We start from the raw sequence: 19,941 nt of genomic DNA, 5'->3' as shown, positions 1-19,941 counted from the left end.
ACCGGCGCGGGCGGCAGGGCGCGAGCGGCGGTCGACACAGGAGACAGCGATGGATGTCGGTATGGTGCGGGGCAGCCTCGAGCTGTCGCGCAAGGACAAGCGGGCCATGGCGGGCGCGGTGGCGGGAACCGTGTTCGAATGGTATGACTTCGTGCTTTACGGTTCGCTCGCGGACGTGATTGCCGCGAACTTCTTCACCGGCATCGATTCGGGCACGGCGTTCATCTTCGCGATGATGACGTTCTCGGTCGGCTTCGTTGTGCGGCCGCTCGGCGCCGTGGTGTTCGGCCGGCTCGGCGACATGATCGGACGCAAGAAGACCTTCATGACCACCGTGTCGCTGATGGGACTTTCGACCTGCGCGGTGGCGTTGACGCCGGGTTACGCGTCGATCGGCATCGCCGCGCCGGTGATCCTGATTCTCGCGCGGCTCCTGCAGGGCTTCGCGGTGGGCGGCGAGTTCGGCGGCGCGGCGACCTACGTGGCCGAGCATTCGCCGCAGCGGCATCGCGGCCGCAATACGGCGCTGATCCAGGCGACCGCATCGACGGGCCTGCTTGGCGCATTGATCGTGACGATCGTGACACGCGTTGCGACCGGCGCGAACTTCTTCGTGTGGGGCTGGCGCGTGCCGTTCTCGCTGTCGATCGTGCTGCTCGTCGTGTCGCTGCTGCTGCGCCGGCGCATGGACGAGTCGCCGGCATTCGAGAAGGCTCGCAAGGCTGGCGAGCTCTCCCGCGCGCCCGTGCGCGACGCGCTGCGCGGGCGCAACCTGCGCCAGGTGCTGATCGCGCTGTTCGGCGTCTGCGGAGGAATGACGGTGGTCTGGTACGTCGTCGTCATCTATCCGATGTTTTTCTTGACGCGCGTATTGCGGGTCGACGCGACCACGTCGAACCTGATCGTCGCGATCGCAATGATCGCCGCCGTGCCAATGCTCTACGGCTGCGGCGCGTTGTCGGACCGCTTCGGCCGCAAGCCCGTCTTGCTGGCCGGCTATCTGCTGGCCGCGCTGACGCTTTTCCCGGTGTTCCGCACCATCACGCACTACGCCAACCCCGCGCTTGCCGAGGCGCAGGCCGCGAGTCCCGCTGTGATTCATGCCGACCCGCGGCAGTGCGCGTTCATGTTCGATCCGGTCGGCGTGCGCACGTTCAGCAATGCTTGCGACGTCGCGCGCAAGACGCTGGGCGGCGCGTCGGCCAACTATTCGGTGGCGCCGGCGGCGCCTGGCGCGAAAACGACCGTGACGATCGGCGACACGGTGGTTGCGGGCTTCGACGCCACAGGCCTGAACGCCGTCGGGTTGAAAACGCAGGCCGAAGGATTCAACAAGGCGATCGGCGCCGCGCTCGTGAAGGCCGGTTATCCGCTGAAGGCCGACCCGCAGCAGTTCCGTTTCCTGCCCGTGCTCCTGCTCGTGCTTTACCTCGTGTTCGTGATGAGCCTGACTTATGCGCCCATCGCGGCGATTCTCGTGGAAATGTTCCCAACGGAATTGCGCTATACGTCGATGTCGATTCCGTTTCACGTTGCAAGCGGCTGGATCGGCGGGCTGCTGCCGGCGCTTTCGTTCGCGATTGCAGCCGCGCGCGGAAATATCTATGCGGGGCTATGGTATCCGCTGTTCTGGACGGCGTTGGCCATCGTCGTGACGTTGTTCTTGTATCGCGAGTCGCATCGGGTCGACATCTTCGCCACCGCGAAGAAGCGGGGTTAGCGATTCCGTCCGATATGTAACGGCTTGTCCGGAATGAGGCCGCAGCGCTGGAAAAGGCTGCCGGGATTGCCCGGCGGCCTTTTTTTTGCGCGGCACGGCCAAGCCGTCGTCCGGCCGGCGCGAAAAAGTACATTTATATTCTTGACCGATTGTCCGACAAGAATATAATCACGAAAATAGAAACGACACGAGCCGGCCCACTTTACGGGAGTGCTGGCCTTCGGCATCAGGATGGAGACAGACCGGCATGCACGCCCGATCGACCCGGTTTTTCACGCGTTCCGGCGCAACGCGCGGTCATCGTCCAGCCTGCTTTCCGACCGCGAAAGCCGTACGTAGTTTGCGGTGCGCGCCGCTGTTATCCCTTGTTCATAGTGAGCCAGCGAGAAACCAATGATTGTCGAAATGCGGATCTATCACTGCGCGCCGGGCCGGCTACCGGCGCTACACGAGCGTTTCACCAGCACCACGCTTGGCTTTTTCGACAAGTACGGAATCGAGCAGATAGGCTTCTGGACCACGCTGATCGGACCGAGCAATCACTCGCTGACGTATCTGCTGAAATGGGAAAGTCTTGTACAGCGCGAGGCCAGGTGGAACGCATTCCAGGCGGATCCCGAATGGATCGAGAAGCGTGCCGCGAGCGAAGCGGACAAGCCCATCGTCGAACGCATAGAGAATATTTTTCTGACGCCGACCACTTATTCGGCGCTGCGTTGAAACTCGGAAACATTACGTATTCCTTATCGCTTGGCAGGAAAGAATCATGAAACGACCGAAAAAAATCGGCTTTATCGGACTCGGCATGATGGGCGCGCCGATGGTGAAATGTCTTGTGGGCGCGGGCTTCGAGCTGTTCATCGACGACGTCGACGAAGCGCGCGTGAACACGCTGGCTGAGCTGCCCAACATTGCGCGGCTGACCCCCGGGAGTGCCGCGTCGCTCGACGTGCTGATCACGATGTTGCCCAATTCGGAGATCGTGGAGCGGGTCCTGTCGGGCGACGGCGGCGTGGCGGGCTGGGCGGCGCGGTTGCAAAAAGGCAGCGTCGTGATCGACATGAGTTCGGCGGAGCCGGAGCGCTCCCGCCGCCTCGGCAAGACGCTCGCGGAGTCCGGTCTCGACTATCTCGATGCTCCCGTGTCCGGTGGCGTGAAGCGCGCAACCGACGGCACACTCGCGATCCTCGTGGGCGGCGACGCGGCCGTGCTGGAGCGCTGCCGTTCCGTGCTCGACGCAATGGGCAAGAGCGTGCTGCACATCGGCGCAGCCGGCGCCGGACATGCGGCCAAGGCGCTGAACAACTACGTCTCCGCGGCGGGGCTCGTAGCGACGGTCGAAGCCCTTCATGTCGCCGAGCGCTTCGGCATCGATCCGGCTGTCATGAACGACGTGCTGAATGCGTCGACGGGGCGCAGCAACACATCGGAAAACAAGGTGCGGCAGTTCATGCTGAGCGGCACGTTCGCATCCGGCTTCGCGCTGCAACTGATGAACAAGGATCTGAAGATCGCCCGCGCGCTCTCCGAGGCAGTCCGCTATCCGATGAAACTCGGCGTGACCTGCGTCGGCCTGTGGAGCGACGCAGCGGCGCTTTCCACGCCCGCGACCGATCACACCGAGATGTACCGCCTGCTCGCCGACGAGGCCTGAGCGGCCGCCAATCAGGAGTTTTGCAATGCAACGAGGAACGCAGTTCTACATCGACGGAAAATGGGTGGAGCCCTCGGCGCCCGCGTGGTTCGAACTGGTCGATCCCGCAACCGAGACGCCGTTCGGAAAGCTCGCAATGGGCAACGCGGACGATGTCGAGCGCGCCGTGAATGCCGCGCGTCGTGCATTTCCCGGCTATGCCGCAACGAGCGTCGAGCAACGCGTCGTGTTGCTCGAGCGCGTCCTGAATATCTACGAGCGCCGCATCGACGAATTCGCCGAGGCGATGCGCATTGAAATGGGTTCGCCTATCGCGTTCGCGCGCGGCGGCCAGGCGGTTCGCGGAGTGGCGCACCTGCGCGCGCTGATCGACGTACTGCAGCGTTTCGAGTTCGAAACGCAGCGCGGCAGCACGCGTGTCGTGCTGGAGCCGATCGGCGTTTGCGGACTCATCACGCCGTGGAACTGGCCGGTCAATCAGATCGTCGTGAAGATCGCCCCCGCACTGGCCGCGGGCTGCACGATGGTGCTCAAGCCGAGCGAGTACTCGCCGGTCAGCGCGTGGCTGTTTGCCGAGGTGCTGGACGAGGCGGGCGTGCCGCCGGGCGTGTTCAATCTCGTGCACGGCGATGGCCCGGGTGTCGGCGCGGCGATCGCATCGCATCCCGGCATCGACATGGTGTCGTTCACCGGCTCGACTCGGGCCGGCGTTCTCGTCGCGAAGATGGCCGCGGACAACGTGAAGCGTGTTGCGCAGGAACTGGGCGGCAAGTCGCCCAACATCCTGCTCGACGATGTCGATCTCACCGAGGCGGTGAAGCGCGGCGTGGGCGCGTGTTTCACGAATTCGGGCCAGTCATGTTCGATTCCGACGCGCATGCTGGTGCCGCGCGCACTGATGGACGATGCCGCGCGGATCGCGAAGCAGGCGGCCGAATGCTATCGCACCGGCCCGACCGACGATCCCGCGACGCAACTAGGACCGTTGGTGAACCGCAATCAGTTCACGCGGGTTCAGACCTTGATCCAGACCGGCATCGACGAAGGCGCACGGCTCGTCACGGGGGGGATTGGCAGGCCCGAGGGCATCGAGCGCGGTTACTTCGTCAAACCAACCATCTTTGCCGACGTGACGCCCCGGATGACCATTGCGCGCGAGGAGATCTTCGGGCCGGTTTTGTCGATGATGCCCTACGACACCGAAGACGAGGCGATCGCGATTGCCAACGATACCGATTACGGCCTGGCCGCGTACGTGCAGTCGGGCAGCCTCGCGCGCGCGCGCAAAGTCGGGCGTGCGATACACGCGGGCGGCGTACACCTGAATTACCCGCCGGTCGACTTTCAGGCTCCGTTCGGTGGCTACAAGCGCTCGGGCAACGGCCGCGAGTGGGGCGAGGCCGGACTGCGGGAGTATCTGGAGACGAAGGCGCTGGTCGGCTACGAGCCGCATTGATTACCGGGAAAATTCACCGGATTCATTGCCGGGCAACGGGTCGGGAAAACCATGCAGCATGGCGCCTTGCCCGACCGCTGATCGCCCGTCATGAACCACAAAGGAAAAATGCAATGGAACGCGACGAATGTTTCAAGAGGGGTTTCGAGAACCGCAAGACGGTCCTGGGAGCCGCGCACGTGGAGAAGTCATGGGCCAACGCGGACGACTTCAACCGGCCGATGCAGAAGCTCGTCACCGAATACTGCTGGGGCGAGATATGGGGCGACGATACCTTGCCGTTCAAGATTCGCAGTCTGCTCAATCTGGGCATGCTCACCGCGATGAGCCAGCACCACGAACTGGCGGTCCACGTTCGTGGCGCACTGCGCAACGGCGTGACGAAAGACGAGATCCGTGCGGTGCTCATGCAGGCCAGCGTGTATTGCGGCGTGCCGCTCGCGCTGGCCGCGTTCCGGATTGCAAGCGAGGCGATCCGCGCATACGAGGCGGAACTGACAGCGGACCAGGGATAAGCGGCTTCCGTGAACGCTTATCCCGCAGGTCTTGCCGGGGAACAGCCGGCCCGGTGAGCGCGATGGACTCGCACCGGTCCCGCTGTCCTTTCAATTAATTAAGGAGACCATATGATGAAGATACGCGCTGCAGTGCTCGACCGGTCTGGCCTCCCGGCGCCCTACGCCGAGACGCGGCCGCTCTCCATTGAAACGGTCGAGCTCGCGCCGCCGGGTCCGGGCGAGGTGCTGATCCGCATCGTCGCGGCGGGTATTTGCCATTCGGACCTGTCGGTGGTCGAGGGCGTGCGACCCAGGCCGTTGCCGATGGTGATCGGCCACGAGGCCGCCGGCGTGGTCGAGGAGATCGGACCTCATGTGACCGATCTGAAGCCGGGCGATCACGTCGTGTCCGTGTTTGTCGCCGCATGTGGCCATTGCAATCCCTGCGCGAGCGGCCGCCCGGCGCTGTGCGAGCCCGGCGCGATTGCCGGCGCGGCTGGCTCGTTGCTTGGCGGCGGCCGTCGGCTGTCGCGCAATGGCGAGCCGCTGAACCATCACTCGGGCATTTCGGCGTTCGCCGAGTACGCAACCGTATCGAGGTATTCGCTCGTGAAGGTGGACCCGGAGATCGCGCTCGAAGAAGCCGCGCTTTTCGGCTGCGCGGTATTGACCGGCGTCGGCTCGGCGGTGAACGCCGCGCGTATCGCACCGGGTTCGCAGGTGGCGGTGATCGGGTTGGGCGGAGTCGGTCTCGCCGCGCTACTGGGTGCGCTCGCGGCCGGCGCGTCGCGTGTCGTGGCGATCGACGTGAACCCGGACAAGCTGGAACTGGCGCGCGCACTCGGCGCGACCGAGACATTCGACGCGAAGTCCGGGCACGTCGTCGAAGCGGTGCGCGATGCGACGGGCGGTGGCGTCGAGGTGGTGATCGAGACGGCCGGCGCGGGCGCCGCGCTGGAACTCGGCTACGCGATCGCACGGCGCGGCGGCGAACTGGTGACGGCGGGTTTGCCGCCGCCATCGACACTTTTCTCGATTCCCCCCGTCTCGCTGGTCGCCGACGAGAAATCGATTCGCGGCAGCTATATGGGCAGTAGCGTGCCGTCGCGCGACGTGCCGCGCTACCTCGATCTGTACCGGCGCGGCCGTTTGCCGGTGGACCGGCTCGTCACGCATCGTTTGCCGCTTGACGAGATCAACACCGGAATGGACCGTTTGCGCGATGGCAGGGCGGTCCGGCAGATCGTGACGATGTAGCGGCACGGGCCGGCGCGAGGCGCGAGATGTCCGCGTGGCCCGCACGCGCGGTACTTTCCAGACACGACAGGCAGGAGACAGAGAAAATGATGGGTTCGGACGTGGCAAGCGCTCGCAATGGCACGCAGGTATCGGAAGGCATGAGCACCTCGACGGTGCGGGTCATTGCGGCTGCCTCTATCGGCACGGTGTTCGAGTGGTACGACTTCACGCTGTACGGTTCGCTCGCAACGGTAATTGCGAGCCGCTTCTTCGCCGGCGTGAATCCGGTGACGGGATTTATATTTGCACTGCTGACCTTTGGGGTCGGTTTCATCATGCGGCCGGTGGGGGCGGTGGTGTTCGGCCGGATCGGCGACCGGATCGGCCGCAAGCGCACTTTCATCGTGACGATCGCGATCATGGGCTTGTCCACGGTTGGCGTCGGCTTGTTGCCGGGTTATGCGTCCATCGGCATTGCCGCGCCGGTGATTCTGATCGGGCTGCGCATGCTGCAGGGGCTCGCCCTGGGCGGCGAATACGGCGGCGCCGCGACCTACGTCGCCGAGCATTCGCCGAAGAACCGGCGCGGATTCAATACCTCGTGGATCTCGGCGACCGGCACCGTCGGCCTGCTGATGTCGTTCGCGGTCGTGCTTGCCACGCGCGCGCTGACCGGCGAGCAATTCGACACCTGGGGCTGGCGCGTTCCGTTCATCTTTTCGATCCTGCTGCTCGTGGTCTCGGTACTTATCCGGATGAAGATGGAAGAGTCTCCGGCGTTTCAGGCGTTGAAGAACGAGAACCGGCTGTCGCGCTCGCCGCTGAAGGACACGTTCTTCGATCTGGCGAATCTGAAGCGGCTGTTGGTCGCGCTCTTCGCGATCTGCGGCGGCATGACCTGCGTGTACTACACCGCCGTACTGTATCCGACCTTTTTCCTGACCCATACGCTGAAGGTTGACGCGACCGCGGCCAACGTCGTCGTCACGCTGGCAACGCTTGTCTGCACGCCGCTTTTTCTGGTATCGGGCTGGCTGTGCGACCGTTTCGGACGCAAGCCGATCCTGCTGATCAGCTTCGTGCTGACCGCGCTCACGCTGTTCCCGATTTTCCACGCGATGACGCGCTACGCGAATCCCGCGCTTGCCGAGGCGCAGGCGAACGTGCCCGTATGGGTCGGCGCCGACGCGCAATCCTGCTCGTTCATGTTCAACCCGCTCGGCTCGCGGCATTTCACGAGTTCGTGTGACATCGCACGCGAAGCGCTGACCGAAGCGGGCGTCAGCTATGAAACCCACGACGCGCCGGCGGGCCAACCGGCGACAGTGCATATCGGCGGCGATGCCGTCGAGGCCTACGACATATCAAGTCTCGCGGCGGGCGAAGCGAAGGCGAAGTCGACGGCATTTGCCGCGCGCTTGAGGCAGGCGCTCGACTCCGCTGGCTTCCCGCGCAAGGCCTCGCCGGAACGCTTTAACAAGCCGATGGTGTTTCTGCTGCTGGTCGTGCTGCTCGCGCTCATGACGCTCGCGTTGACGCCGACCGCGCCCGCGCTCGTCGAGATGTTCCCCACGCGAATCCGCTATACGTCGATGTCGTTTCCGTATCATTTCGCGAGCGGCTGGATTGGTGGCCTGCTGCCGACAATCTCGTTCGCGTTGTCCGCGCAACAGGGCAACATCTATTTCGGGCTGTGGTATCCGGTGGCGTGGATCGTCGGTTCGTTCGTCATCGCGCTGCTGTTCCTGAAGGAGACGAAGAACGTCGATCTGGCTGCGGATTTTTGACCGGCGTGGCGCTGTTGAGAGGCGCAATCCTGGATAATTCGAAGACATTCCATGTATGATGCGAACGGTTTGAATTGTCGGACGGGAGTACATTATGTCGATCGAGATTGCCGTTGTAAGGCCTGAGACACTGCGCCACCAGGTCGAGAACGTATTACGGCAGGCGATCATGAGCGGGCGCTTCGCACCCGGCGCGCGACTGATCGAGCGTGAACTGTGCGAGACGCTCGGTGTGAGCCGGACCTCGGTGCGTGAAGCGCTGCGCCGGCTGGAAGCGGAGAAGCTGGTCCGCAGCGTGCCGCACAAAGGGCCGGTCGTCGCGGTCATGTCACGACAGGAAGCGGCGGAACTGTATGCGTTGCGCGGATTGCTCGAAGGCTTCGCCGCGCACGAATTTGCGCGGCTGGCAGCCGATGCGGCAATCGCCCGGTTCGGTGAGGCGGCGAAGGAATTGCGCGCGCAGGCCGCGGCGCAAGACCAGGCTGGCGTGCTGAAGGCAAAGGCCGCGCTGTATGACGTGCTGCTCGATAACTGCGGTAACGCGCTTATCAAGGAGATACTGACGAGTCTCTATTCGCGCGTGAATCTGCTGCGGGCGACCTCGCTGATGCACCGCGATCGCCTGCCCAGCAGCCTGCGCGAAATCGACCGGCTTTACAAGGCGCTCAAGGCGCGCAATGCCGACGCGGCCCAGGAAGCCGCGCGTCTGCATGTGGCGAATGCCGAGAAGGCCGCCATGCGAATGCTGGAGAAGACCGAGGCCGAAGGACAAGAGTAGGACGCTTGCGGGAGTTGTCGGTTGTTGTCGAGTGGGCGTAGAAACACCGGAATTTTTTCCAATGCGTCGTTATCCAGAACAAAAATCACCGACGCGAAATTCGACGATCACCCATCGACGCGATGCTCACGCGATCAGCGGAAGTATGTGAGGCCGCTGCTTGCCAGGCTCAGTGGCGACGACCAGACAATGGTCGCCGAGATGGCGGAGCGGCTGTCTGGTCGTCCTGCGCAACGCTGGGAGATGGGCGCTGGTCGTCACGGTTCGCACAACGATTCTGCTGCGGAGAGACCGGAGCGGGCGCGTCATCGCAGTCTTCGAGAAGCGCTGACGATGGATCCACTATCAGGGTTGCCGATGGAGGCACTCGCATGCATCAAGCAACATCAACCGTATCGGCTGCCGATCAGGCGGGGCACCAGCAGGGATATACGTTCGTTCTCGTCCATGGCGCCTGGCACGGCGGCTGGTGCTGGCGGTTCGTGATGGAGCGCCTGCTTGCGCGAGGGCACCGTGCCTTCGCACCGACGCTCACCGGGCTCGGCGAGCGGCGCCACCTGCTGGAAGCGGTGACGTCGCTCGACGTATCGATCTCCGACATCGAACGCCTTTTCGAGGCGGAAGAACTGGAAGACGTGGTGCTGGTCGGGCATAGCTTCGGCGGCCTCGTGGCCTCCGGCGTTGCGGACCGGCGGCGCGAATCCATTCGTGCTCTGGTGTGTCTTGACAGCCTGCTGGTCGAAAGCGGCGAATCGGCTATGGACGTGTTGCCGGGCAGCGTCGTCGCCGAACGCCTCGCGGCGGTCGAGGGAAGCGGGCAAAGGCTTGGAATGCCGGTGAACGGTCTTGCCGGTACTGGCATTCCCGACGACCATCCGCTCGCCGCGTGGGTGCGCCGCCGTTTGACGCCGCATCCGCTCGCGACGTATCAGTCGCGGCTCACGTTGCGCCATGCGTTGGGCAACGGTCTGCCGCGCACCTATGTGCATTGCGCGAACCCGTCGTACGACACGCTCGCGCTGGTACGCGAACGGATTCGCGCCAGCGACGGCTGGGGCTGGGAAACGCTCGACACGGGACACGATGCGATGGTGCTGGCCCCCGACCTGCTCGTCGATCTGCTCGAACGGCTGGCTGGCCGGGCCGCTTGAGCGGCGTCAGCGGCCCCGGCAGGGCTCTCGAAGTACGATATGGCCGACTTCCGTCGCCGCGCGGGCCAGCAGCGCGGCGGGCATCACCATGACCATTGACGTGCCCGACAGGTGAAGGATGGCGTGACGACGGGAAAGACGCCACGATAGCGCGAGGTGACGGCAGGTCGATTCATGTCATCCGGTGAATGACGGCCAACCTGGGTGAAGCCTCATGCCGTCACGGCTTGCGAAGGTACGAAGGTTTTCGGCAAACCAGCCCGTGCGATCGCGCCGGTGAATGGCTCGCCCGGCAGCCACGCGGCGATCGTTTCCCGGATCGCCAGCAGCCGGCCGATGTCGATGCCGGTATCGAACCCTTCGGATTCGAGCAGGAATACGGTGTCTTCGCTATTGATGTTGCCCGTCGCATTAGGCGCAAACGGACAGCCGCCAAGACCGCCGAGCGACGCGTCGAAGCGGCGCACGCCGGCATCGAGTGCGGCGATCACGTTGGCCAGACCCAGCCCGCGTGTATCGTGGAAGTGGCACGCCACCGGCACTGTGCCCGCCAGCGCGCAGACCTTGCGCAACAGCGCACGCACCTGTCCAGGATTCGCGTAGCCGACCGTATCCGCGATCGTGATCTCGTCGGCACCGGCTTCGAGCAACGTATCGACGAGACCGAGCACGGTGGCTTCGTCCACCTTGCCGGCGATCGTGCAGCCAAAAGCGGTCGCGACACCCGCGCCGAGCACGACGTCGCGCACCCCGGGCAGCGGGCTGGCATCGCGCTCCGCGACGATCCGCGCGAAATCGTCAACCGATTCCGTGGTGCTGCGCCGCACGTTTTTCAGATTGTGTTCGTTGCTCGCCGAGAGCACGTAGTGCACCTTGCGCAGACCGACGTCGAAGGCACGTTGCGCACCCTTCATATTCGGCACCAGCGCGGCCGCATGCAGGCCGTCGATGGCAAGCGCGCCTGTCGCGACCTCGACCGCATCCGCGAACTGCGGCACGACTTTCGGCGGCACGAACGAGGTGACTTCGATCTCGGTCACGCCGGCATCCACCATGCGCGCGCACCAATCCAGCTTGCGGGCGGTGCTGAGGATCGTGCCGACCATCTGCAGCCCATCGCGCAGGCCGACTTCCCGAACCTGCGCCGTTTCCCTGTTATCCATGGTCCTTTGCTCCTTAAAGGCGGGTTTGCGTGACGTCACGCTGCATGGCGTTCTTCACGGCGTCGCATCGGCCACCGGCTGCCCACCCTCGGGCTGGCTTTCGTCCGCCTGACGATGCGCGTCGGTGGCCGCCGAGGTCTGCGGCGCGAAGACGATCGCCGCGACAGCGCCGAGCGTCATCAGCACGGCGATGGCGGCGAGGCCGCCGGACATGCTGTGCGTCAGCGTCTTGATCGAGCCGATGATCATCGGGCTGAAGAAGCCGCCGAGCAGTCCGATGCAGTTAACGATCGCCACGCCGCCGGCCGCGCCGCTGCCGCGGATGTAATCGGTGGAGATGGCCCAGATCAGCGGATTGGGCGCGAGAATGCCGGCTGTCGCGATCGACAACGCTACCAGCGACAGCGCCAGATTGCCGCCGGTAAAGCCCGCCGCCACGAGGCCGGCGGCGCCGAACAGCATTGCAATCGCGCAGTGCCAGCGGCGCTCCATCGTGCGGTCGGAATTGCGGTTGAGCATCACGAGTGCGACCCAGCTCACGAAGTACGGGATCGCCGAGTAGCACCCGACATACAACGGGCTGTTGACGCCCGATTCCTTGATCAATGTCGGCAGCCAGAAGCCGATTGCGAACACGCCCGCGATCTGCGTGAACCAGACGAAGCCCATCACGTACACGCGAAAGTCGACGAGTGCACGGCCGAAGGTGTGTTCCGCATGCGTGGCGCTGACGCTCGAACTGCGCTGCAGATCGTTCAGCACTACCGCCTTTTCGCTGTCGTTCAGCCACGCCGCCTGCTGCGGACCGTCATCCAGATAGAAGAACGCGACGATGCCGAGCACGCTCGCGGGCAGCCCCTGCGCAATGAACATCCATTGCCAGCCGTGCAGTCCGAACGAACCATTGGCATACGTCATCAACGCGCCGGACAGCGGACCGCCGAACAGCCCCGCAATGCCGGTCGCGCACGTAAAGAGTGCGATGACCTTGGCGCGCCGCTCGACGGGGTACCAGCGCGTCAGATAGAAGATCACCCCCGGGTACAGGCCGGCTTCCGCGAGTCCGAGCAGGAATCGCACCGCGTAGAGGTGAGCCGGCAGCTTCACGAAGGCGGTCGCCGCGGCGACGATGCCCCACAGGATCATGATCCGCGAGAACGTGCGCTTCACGCCGATGCGCGCGAGCAATAGATTGCTCGGCACTTCCATCAGCACGTAGCCGAGGAAGAAGATGCCGGCGCCGATGCTGTAGGTGAGATCGTTGAAGCCGACATCGTGCTTCATGTCGAGTTGCGCGATGCCGATGTTGATCCGGTCGAGAAACGCGAAGACATAGCACAGGAACAGAAACGGGATCAGACGTCGGGTAATCTTGCCGTAGGTCTGGTCCCCGTGAGCGTGTTGCGAACTGCCGGTCGTGGGTGTCATGCCTGTCTCCTCCGGGTATGCCGGTGGTCAAGCCGGCAGGTTCGTGCCTGCCGGTCCTGTGCTGCGCGGATTGCGAAGACCGCCGCGCTAACGGCCCTTGAATACCGGTTGACGCTTTTCGTTATACGCGCTGATTCCTTCCAGCCGGTCGGCGGTCGGGATCAGGCGGTTATATGCTTCGATTTCCACGTAGAGCCCAGTACGCAGATCGCCCTGCATGCCGAGGTCGATCGCTTTCTTCGCCTGGCTGACCGACAACGGCGCGCTGTTGCAGATGTCGCGTGCCGCCTCGATCGCATCGGCGAGCACTCGCCCCGGTTCGCACAGCCGGTTGACGACGCCCCACGCGAGCGCTTCCTCGGCGCTGAAGCGGGCGCCGCGGAAAATCAATTCCTTGGCGCGGCGCACGCCGATCGTGCGGGGCAACTGCTGGGTGCCGCCGCCGCCTGGCATGATGCCGCGCTTCACCTCGGTAAAGCCGAATACCGCCTGCTTCGACGCATACGCGAAATCGCAGGCCAGCAGCAATTCGAGTCCACCCGCGACGGCCGAGCCGTTGGCTGCGCAAATCAACGGGACCGGGCAGAAGGTGAGCGCGCGATTCATTCGCTCGAACAGGTAGTGCTGCTCGCCGAACTGCTCGTCGGTCATGCCTTCGCGCTGCTTGAGATCGGCGCCGCCGCAGAAAGCGCGCTGGCCCGCGCCGGTGAGAATCACGCAGCGATAAGCGGACGGCTCTGCTTCGAGCGAGCCGAACACACGGATCAGTTCGTGGCCGGTGGTCGTGCTGATCGCATTCGAGACGTTGGGTCGATTCAGCGTGACGACGAGAATCTGTCCATCGATCTCTTCGAGTTGCAGTGTGGTGAGCGGGGCAGAATCCAGACAGGTTGCGAGCTTCAAGATGTCTCCAGAGGGGCTTTCGTCAGCAGATGATTGTGTTCGCCGAGCTTCGGCGTGCGGCCGGCGCGTGCCGGCCGCACGCCGCCGAACGACACCGGCAGGCCGACGAAGCTGGCGGCGTGGTCTTCCGTCGTGCGCAGGATGTCGAGCGCCTGGGTTTGCGGGTGCGCGACCACCTGATCGATGGTCTGGATCGGTCCGCACGGGATGCCGGCCTGATCCAGCACGGCGAGCCAGCTTGCGCTGTCGCGTTGTCCGAACGCATCCTGCAGCCGTTCGATCAGCGCGACGCGATTTGCCACGCGCGCGCCGTTGGTCGCGAAGCGGGGGTCGTCCGCAAGCGCGCGCAATTCGAGGACCTCGCACAGGCGCCGGAACAGCCGGTCGTTGCCCGCGGCCACCATGATCGTGCTGTCCGCGCAGGCGAACGCCTGATGCGGCACGATCGCGGCGGTCCCCGAGCCCCAGCGGCCGGGCAGCTCGCCGGACGCGAGATAGTCGGCGATCTGCATGCCGGCCCAGCTCAGCGCGGTTTCGTAGAGCGACACGGACACGGTTTCGCCGACGCCGGTCGCCTGCCGCCTGAACAGCGCGGCCAGTACGCCGATCGCAGCCCACAGCCCGGTACCCATGTCGTTCACCGAGACCGGAATGCGGCTCAAAGGCTCGCCCGGGGTGCCGAGGAAACTCATCAGTCCGGCCAGCGCCTGGGCGAGCGGATCGTAGCCCGGCTTCTCTCGCCACGGGCCGCTTGTGCCGAATGCGCCGAGATCGCAATAGACGAGCGACGGCTTCAACTCGCGCATCCGTTGCGCGCCGAGTCCGTATTTGTCGACGCCACCCGCCTTCAGGTTCTGCAGCACGACGTCGGCCCGTCGCTCTATCAGCTCGCGCAGCAGCGCCGCCTCCTCGGGATTCGACAACGACATCGCGATGCTCGACTTGCCGTGATTGACTGCATGGAACAGCGCAGCAGCGCCGTCGATGAAGGGGGGCCCCCAGTCGCGCGCATAGTCGCCGCCGCCGGTGCTCTCGATCTTGATCACGTCGGCGCCGAGCGATCCCAGGATCATGCCGGCATAGGGTGCCGCCAGACTGTGGCCGATCTCGACGACGCACACGCCATCGAGCGGTAGAGGGTTCGTCATCGGTTCGTTTCCGTTCATTCGGCTGCCAGCGCGATAGCAGCATCGGCGGGCGCTTCGTGCCCGGCGACCTCGTGCGCGCCGTGACCGTACAGGCGTCGCGCGGCATCCTCGCTGACGTAGCCGTCGACGACGTCCGCCGCCACCCGCTCCGGCTCGCGCTTGCGCGGATCGCCATAGCCGCCGCTGCCGGCCGGCTGCACGACGACCCGGTCGCCGCGATACACGACGGTCTGGCCGCCCTTGGCGGCGACGCTCTGCTCGCTGCCGTCAGCACGGCGCACGCTGCACAGAAAGCGTGAGCCCGGCAGTCCGCCCAACTGGCCTTCGGGCGCCGAGCGGCCACGTTCGCCCGATACGGTGAAGGTCGCTTCGTCATATTCGATGCGGTACACGCGGCGAGAGGTCAGGCCGTCCCGTCGCCGTCCTGCGCCGCCGCTGTCGGTGACGAGCGACCACTCCTCGACGAGCAACGGCGAGGTCCGCTCGATCATCTCGATCGACTGGCTGCCGGCGTTGCCGACATATACGCGGATGCCGCTCACGCCGTCCTTGTCGGCTCGCGCGCCCATCCCGCCCGCGTGCACGTCGTGCATCGTCACGAACTCCTGCCCGGTCGCTTCGACACGTCGCGCATCGGTGTCGCGGCCACTGAAGATACCGGCGCACGACGCGCAATTGCTTTGCCCGGTGATGCGCTCGGGCACCGCGGGGGCGAGTGCCTTCAGCAGCAGGTCGATTACGCGCGGCGAGGTCTCGGTGTTGCCGGACACGACCGAAGCCGGATAGCGGCAGTTGAGCACGCTGCCTTCGGGCGCGATGATTGTCACGGGCCGATAGCAGCCCTGATTGATCGGGATGCCCGGATCGGTCAGCGCTTTCACTGTGAACCACGTGCTGTTGCAGGTGACGGACAACGGGCAGTTGATGCCGCCGCGCACCTGCGCACCGGTGCCGGTGTAATCGAAGGTGATGTGGTCGCCCTCGACGGTGATCTTCACCTTCAGCAGCGGCCGCTCCTGCTTCCAGCCCGGTGCCTCGATCGGATCGAGATACTCTTCGGCCTCGTAGATGCCGTCCGGAATGCGGGCGATTTCCGCGCGGATCAGCTTCTCCGAATGATCCAGGCTCTGGCTCATCACGTCGCGCAGCGCTTGTGCGCCGTGCTTCGCGACGAGATCCGCAATGCGCCGGTCACCGACATACGTGCCGGCATACTGCGCCTGGATGTCGAGCCGCAGCTCGTGGGCGTTGCGGCTGTTGCGTGTCAACAGTTCGAGCATGTCGCGCACCGGCTCGTCGTTGCGATAGAGCAGCACCGGCGGGATGCGGATGCCTTCCGCGAACACGTCCCAGGTGGTGACGGTATAGCTGCCGGGCGACTGCCCGCCGATGTCGGTCCAGTGGCCGCGCGTCATCACGAAGGCGACAATCTGGCCGTCGACGAACACCGGCCGGGTGAACTGCACGTCGGGTTGGTGATTGCCTCCGCCCACGTAAGCGTCGTTGCTGACGATCACGTCGCCGGGGCGCAGGTTCTCCCGGCCGACTGCCTCGACCGAGACGCGCGTCGAGATGACCGCGGAGCCGAGCATGGTCGGGATGTCGTTGCCCTGTGCGATGAGCTGCATGTCGGCATCGAAGATCGCGGCCGACGAGTCGCCGCTGGCATGCATCAATGGGCTGCCCGCGGTGCGCATCATGGCGATCTTCATTTCCCGCGCGATCGCGAAGAGACTGCTGCGAATGATTTCGTAGGTAACGATGTCCATAACTCAGGCCGCCAGTTCGATGACGAGGTTCAGGTCGGAGTCGACGCGCGCGATGTGCGAATCCTTTAGCACCGCGCAACTGCTATGTTCTTCGATCACGGCCGGCCCTTCGATCGCTGCGCCGACCGGAATGGCGGTGCGGGCGAAGACCGGCAGCGTGCGCATGCTGCCGTCGATGTACACGGTGCGCGTATGGGAAGATTTCGGCGTATCGAGAGCGTCGGTGCCGGCGACGCCGCCGCGCCAGCCGGTCGTCGCTATCAGTTGGAGACGCACGTTGGCGACGATGATCGGCTTGTCCTCGCTGATGAAATTCCATTGCCGGCGGTGCGCCGCCTCGAAGGCCGTGGCGAGTGCCGCGCGGCAACCGTCGCGCGCGTCCTGCACCTCGATCGTGATCACGTCGGGCTGCCCCGCGTAGCGGCAGTCCGCGAGACGCACGACCTTGACGTTGCCCAGTTCGGCACCATGACGCCGCAGCTCGTCGTTGCCCTGTTCCAGCAGGTCGTCCAGCGCCTGCGCCAGGGTCGCGTCGTCGATGTTCGCGAGATCGGTTTCGAGCGGACTCTGGTAGTCGTACTGCTGATCCGCGACCGTCATGCCGAACGCGCTGAACAGCCCCGGCAGCGGTGGAATCACGACGCGGCGGATGCCCATTTCCTGCGCGAGATCGACCGCGTGCACGGGCCCCGCGCCGCCATAACAGATATAGGAGAACTCGCGCGGGTCGTAGCCGCGCTCGACGGTCATGATGCGGATCGCCTGCGCCATCAGCGCATTCGCGACCGAACGCACCACCTGGGCCGCATCGGGCACGGAGAGGCCGAGCGGCTTCGCGATCGATTCCTCGACGACCCGCCATGCGGCCTTCGCATCGAGACGGAATTCGCCGCCGAGGAAGTTATCCGGGTCGATATAGCCGAGCACGAGATTGCAGTCGGTGACCGTCGGCCGCGTACCGCCCCGGCCATAGCACGCGGGTCCGGGGTCGGCGCCCGCGCTCTCCGGCCCGATGCGCACGCCGCCGCCCGCATCGATCCAGACGATCGAGCCGCCGCCCGCGCCCACCGAGTCGATATCGATGCTCGGCGAACGCACCGTATAGGTGTGCAGCAAGCTCTTGTTGCGCAACTCCGGTCGGAATTCTCGGATCAGCGAGACATCGAAGGTCGTGCCGCCCATGTCGCCGAGAATCGCATTGCGCAACTGGCTCTTCTCGCAGTTGCGGATCGCCGCGCTCACGCCGCCGGCGGGACCGGATTCGAGCAGTACGATCGGCCGGTCCGCGACCATCGCGGGACTGGCCAGACCGCCGTTGGACTGCATGAACAGGAACTTGCCCGCAAAGCCGCGTTGCGCCAGCGCCTCCACGAGGCGGCCGATATAGCGGCCGCACACCGGGCCCAGCATCGCATTGATCACGGTGGAACTGGTGCGCTCGTACTCCATCGCTTCCGGGTTGACTTCGTGCGACGCGCAAATGAAGCGGTCCGGCAGCAGTCGGCGCAATGCGTCCGCGACTTCGCGCTCGTGTCGCGGGTTCACGTGCGCGTGCAACAGGCACACCGCCACGGCTTCAACGTCGGAGTCGCGGATCTGCGCGGCGATGCGCGCGATTTCCGCCTGCTCGGGCGCAGTCTCTGCCACGCCGTCATGACGCATGCGCTCGGTTATCTCGAGCCGCCAGCGGCGCTCGACGAGCGGTCGAGGATTGTCGAACAGCAGGTCGTAGAGGTCGGCGCGATCGTGGCGCGATACGCGCCGCAGCTCCAGGATGTCGCGAAAGCCGCGCGTGGTGACGAGCGCCGTCTTCGCGCCCGTGCCCTCGACAACCATGTTGGTCGCCATCGTCGTGCCGTGACCGAGAAACCCCACCTCTGCGGCGTGCGTGCCGGAAAGCTGGACGATCCGGCTGAAGCCTTCGATCGTGCCGATCACCCGGTCCTGCGGGGTGGTCGGCACTTTGGTCGACCAGATGCGGCCGGTTTCGTCATCCACCATCACGACGTCGGTGAACGTGCCGCCGACGTCGATACCGATTCTTTTCAATTAGCCTGTCTCCATGTTCGGGATGTCAGCGCATGTCATACGCGTTGGATACGCCGGGCGAACATTCGCGCCCGGCTACCGATGTGCCGCGACGGACACGATCACGCGGTTTTGGCTATGATCGACGCGCGCTTCGGGTCATGACCGCGCCGTAGGCATGGCGGGTACGACACGTCGAGTGTAGATGTGGGCCCAGGCGCGCAGATAATGAAACCTTCGGATCAGGTGAGACGCTGGAGTTATATCGGTGATAACCAGTATCGATGCGATTCTGAGAAGACTACGGGGGAACCACATCGCGCTGCTGATCGCCCTCGACGATCACGGTTCGCTGCGCAAGGCGGCGCAACAGGTGTCGCTGTCGCAACCCGCGACGACGAAGTCGTTGCGCGAAATCGAGGCGTTGTTCGGTGCCGAACTATTCTCGCGTTCGCCGCGCGGGATCGTGGCGAACGAGCTGGGGCGCTGCGTAATCCGTCATGCGCGGGCGCTGCGTTCGGAGATCAGCGCCCTGCGCGACGAGCTCGCCGCGATCATGCGCGGCGGTGGCGGCACGCTGGCGGTCGGCGCCGTGATGGGGTCGATGCCGGTGTGGCTCACACCCGTCCTCAAGAGCCTGCGCGAGGTGCAGCCCGACGTTTCCGTCGAGATATGGGAGGACAATAGCGCGAGGCTTCTGTCGATGCTCGATCAGCGTTTGCTCGATCTGGTGATCGGGCGGCCGAGCGTCAGCGTGCATCCCGATGCCTATGATTTCGTACCGCTCGAAATCGAAGAGGTCTGTCTCATCGTTGAAGGTCGGGATCCGCTCATGCGCAAGCCACCGGCGAAGCTCGCCGATCTCGCGGGCAACCCCTGGATCGTGCCGCAGGCAATGCTGCCGATGCGCTCGCTGCTCGAGCAGCTCTTCGACGACGCGCAACTGCCGTTTCCCCGCTATGCGATCGAGACGTCGTCGACCTTCGCAACGGTCTCGCTGCTACGGTCGGGGGCCGGCACAGTGGGCCTGATGCCGCTCAAGGTCGCACAATATTTTGCGGAGTACGGCCTTGTTGGGATCCTGCCGTTGCGGATCGAGCGACGCGGTGCCCCTTATGGCATCGCGACACGGCGAGGCGCGACCTTGTCGCAACCGGTGCAGCGGTTCATCGATCTATGCAAGGCGAAGCGGGACGGCGACACCGGCCATCTCTGACCCA

Annotated in this window: 16 protein-coding genes; 10 read left to right on the top strand and 6 right to left on the bottom strand. The window is 64.9% G+C overall.

The features are described from left to right. Positions 1–49 precede the first annotated feature (49 nt). The 9 genes from WJ542_RS00080 to WJ542_RS00040 all read left to right on the top strand — a co-directional run bounded on the left by WJ542_RS00080 (position 50) and on the right by WJ542_RS00040 (position 10,282). Entirely contained in the window at positions 50–1,720 is a 1,671-nt protein-coding gene (locus tag WJ542_RS00080) for an MFS transporter (RefSeq protein WP_411186734.1), read from the top strand. Positions 1,721–2,113: 393 nt separating this feature from the next. Continuing rightward, positions 2,114–2,440, top strand: a complete 327-nt coding sequence (locus tag WJ542_RS00075; protein WP_411186732.1) for an NIPSNAP family protein — start codon at positions 2,114–2,116, stop codon at positions 2,438–2,440. A gap of 46 nt (positions 2,441–2,486) precedes the next feature. After that, positions 2,487–3,374: an NAD(P)-dependent oxidoreductase gene (locus WJ542_RS00070; protein ID WP_411186730.1), complete on the top strand. Its 888-nt coding sequence runs from the start codon at positions 2,487–2,489 to the stop codon at positions 3,372–3,374. Between the two features lie 25 nt (positions 3,375–3,399). After that, positions 3,400–4,830, top strand: a complete 1,431-nt coding sequence (locus tag WJ542_RS00065) for an aldehyde dehydrogenase family protein (protein ID WP_411186728.1) — start codon at positions 3,400–3,402, stop codon at positions 4,828–4,830. Positions 4,831–4,943: 113 nt separating this feature from the next. Continuing rightward, positions 4,944–5,345 (top strand): carboxymuconolactone decarboxylase family protein, encoded by a 402-nt coding sequence (locus WJ542_RS00060; RefSeq protein WP_411186726.1) that lies wholly within the window; start codon positions 4,944–4,946, stop codon positions 5,343–5,345. 114 nt (positions 5,346–5,459) lie between these two features. Next, positions 5,460–6,584, top strand: coding sequence for a zinc-dependent alcohol dehydrogenase family protein (locus WJ542_RS00055; protein WP_411190429.1), 1,125 nt, complete (start codon positions 5,460–5,462; stop codon positions 6,582–6,584). Positions 6,585–6,673: 89 nt separating this feature from the next. Then, positions 6,674–8,353, top strand: coding sequence for an MFS transporter (locus tag WJ542_RS00050; protein WP_411190428.1), 1,680 nt, complete (start codon positions 6,674–6,676; stop codon positions 8,351–8,353). Between the two features lie 94 nt (positions 8,354–8,447). Then, positions 8,448–9,131 (top strand): GntR family transcriptional regulator, encoded by a 684-nt coding sequence (locus WJ542_RS00045; protein ID WP_411186724.1) that lies wholly within the window; start codon positions 8,448–8,450, stop codon positions 9,129–9,131. 371 nt (positions 9,132–9,502) lie between these two features. Beyond that, positions 9,503–10,282 carry an alpha/beta fold hydrolase gene (locus WJ542_RS00040; protein WP_411186722.1) on the top strand — a complete coding sequence of 260 codons (780 nt, stop codon included), beginning with the start codon at positions 9,503–9,505 and terminating at the stop codon, positions 10,280–10,282. 212 nt (positions 10,283–10,494) lie between these two features. Here the strand turns inward: WJ542_RS00040 and WJ542_RS00035 are convergent, their stop codons facing one another. From WJ542_RS00035 to WJ542_RS00010, 6 genes are all read right to left on the bottom strand, one after another. Further along, entirely contained in the window at positions 10,495–11,445 is a 951-nt protein-coding gene (locus tag WJ542_RS00035; protein ID WP_411186720.1) for a hydroxymethylglutaryl-CoA lyase, read from the bottom strand. A 54-nt stretch (positions 11,446–11,499) separates the two neighbouring features. After that, positions 11,500–12,873 (bottom strand): MFS transporter, encoded by a 1,374-nt coding sequence (locus WJ542_RS00030; protein WP_411186718.1) that lies wholly within the window; start codon positions 12,871–12,873, stop codon positions 11,500–11,502. Positions 12,874–12,960: 87 nt separating this feature from the next. Further along, a complete protein-coding gene (locus WJ542_RS00025) occupies positions 12,961–13,776 on the bottom strand; it encodes an enoyl-CoA hydratase-related protein (protein WP_411186716.1) in 816 nt (271 codons plus the stop codon). Then, positions 13,773–14,924: a CaiB/BaiF CoA transferase family protein gene (locus WJ542_RS00020; protein WP_411186714.1), complete on the bottom strand. Its 1,152-nt coding sequence runs from the start codon at positions 14,922–14,924 to the stop codon at positions 13,773–13,775. Before WJ542_RS00020 ends, WJ542_RS00025 begins: the two co-directional genes overlap by 4 nt. A 14-nt stretch (positions 14,925–14,938) precedes the next feature. Then, positions 14,939–16,693, bottom strand: a complete 1,755-nt coding sequence (locus tag WJ542_RS00015; protein ID WP_411186712.1) for a hydantoinase B/oxoprolinase family protein — start codon at positions 16,691–16,693, stop codon at positions 14,939–14,941. Positions 16,694–16,696: 3 nt separating this feature from the next. Beyond that, the gene (locus tag WJ542_RS00010; protein WP_411186710.1) at positions 16,697–18,742 is read right to left on the bottom strand and encodes a hydantoinase/oxoprolinase family protein; all 2,046 of its coding nucleotides are present in this window, start codon (positions 18,740–18,742) and stop codon (positions 16,697–16,699) included. A gap of 247 nt (positions 18,743–18,989) precedes the next feature. Between WJ542_RS00010 and WJ542_RS00005 the strand changes: the two genes are divergently transcribed. Next, complete coding sequence (locus WJ542_RS00005) at positions 18,990–19,937, top strand: LysR family transcriptional regulator (RefSeq protein WP_411186708.1); 948 nt, start codon at positions 18,990–18,992, stop codon at positions 19,935–19,937. Positions 19,938–19,941: the final 4 nt, after the last annotated feature.

The sequence above is a fragment of the Paraburkholderia yinzeri genome (assembly GCF_046581065.1).
GTDB lineage: Bacteria > Pseudomonadota > Gammaproteobacteria > Burkholderiales > Burkholderiaceae > Paraburkholderia.
This window is presented reverse-complemented; position numbering and strand designations above follow the sequence as displayed.

Excerpts from the sequence above, each read along its gene's own strand:
- WJ542_RS00045 (WP_411186724.1), top strand. The coding sequence starts at position 8,448 with ATGTCGATCGAGATTGCCGTTGTAAGGCCTGAGACACTGCGCCACCAG.
- WJ542_RS00035 (WP_411186720.1), bottom strand. The coding sequence starts at position 11,445 with ATGGATAACAGGGAAACGGCGCAGGTTCGGGAAGTCGGCCTGCGCGAT.
- WJ542_RS00070 (WP_411186730.1), top strand. The coding sequence starts at position 2,487 with ATGAAACGACCGAAAAAAATCGGCTTTATCGGACTCGGCATGATGGGC.
- WJ542_RS00060 (WP_411186726.1), top strand. The coding sequence starts at position 4,944 with ATGGAACGCGACGAATGTTTCAAGAGGGGTTTCGAGAACCGCAAGACG.
- WJ542_RS00055 (WP_411190429.1), top strand. The coding sequence starts at position 5,460 with ATGAAGATACGCGCTGCAGTGCTCGACCGGTCTGGCCTCCCGGCGCCC.
- WJ542_RS00050 (WP_411190428.1), top strand. The coding sequence starts at position 6,674 with ATGGGTTCGGACGTGGCAAGCGCTCGCAATGGCACGCAGGTATCGGAA.
- WJ542_RS00075 (WP_411186732.1), top strand. The coding sequence starts at position 2,114 with ATGATTGTCGAAATGCGGATCTATCACTGCGCGCCGGGCCGGCTACCG.
- WJ542_RS00020 (WP_411186714.1), bottom strand. The coding sequence starts at position 14,924 with ATGACGAACCCTCTACCGCTCGATGGCGTGTGCGTCGTCGAGATCGGC.
- WJ542_RS00040 (WP_411186722.1), top strand. The coding sequence starts at position 9,503 with ATGCATCAAGCAACATCAACCGTATCGGCTGCCGATCAGGCGGGGCAC.
- WJ542_RS00030 (WP_411186718.1), bottom strand. The coding sequence starts at position 12,873 with ATGACACCCACGACCGGCAGTTCGCAACACGCTCACGGGGACCAGACC.
- WJ542_RS00080 (WP_411186734.1), top strand. The coding sequence starts at position 50 with ATGGATGTCGGTATGGTGCGGGGCAGCCTCGAGCTGTCGCGCAAGGAC.
- WJ542_RS00015 (WP_411186712.1), bottom strand. The coding sequence starts at position 16,693 with ATGGACATCGTTACCTACGAAATCATTCGCAGCAGTCTCTTCGCGATC.
- WJ542_RS00065 (WP_411186728.1), top strand. The coding sequence starts at position 3,400 with ATGCAACGAGGAACGCAGTTCTACATCGACGGAAAATGGGTGGAGCCC.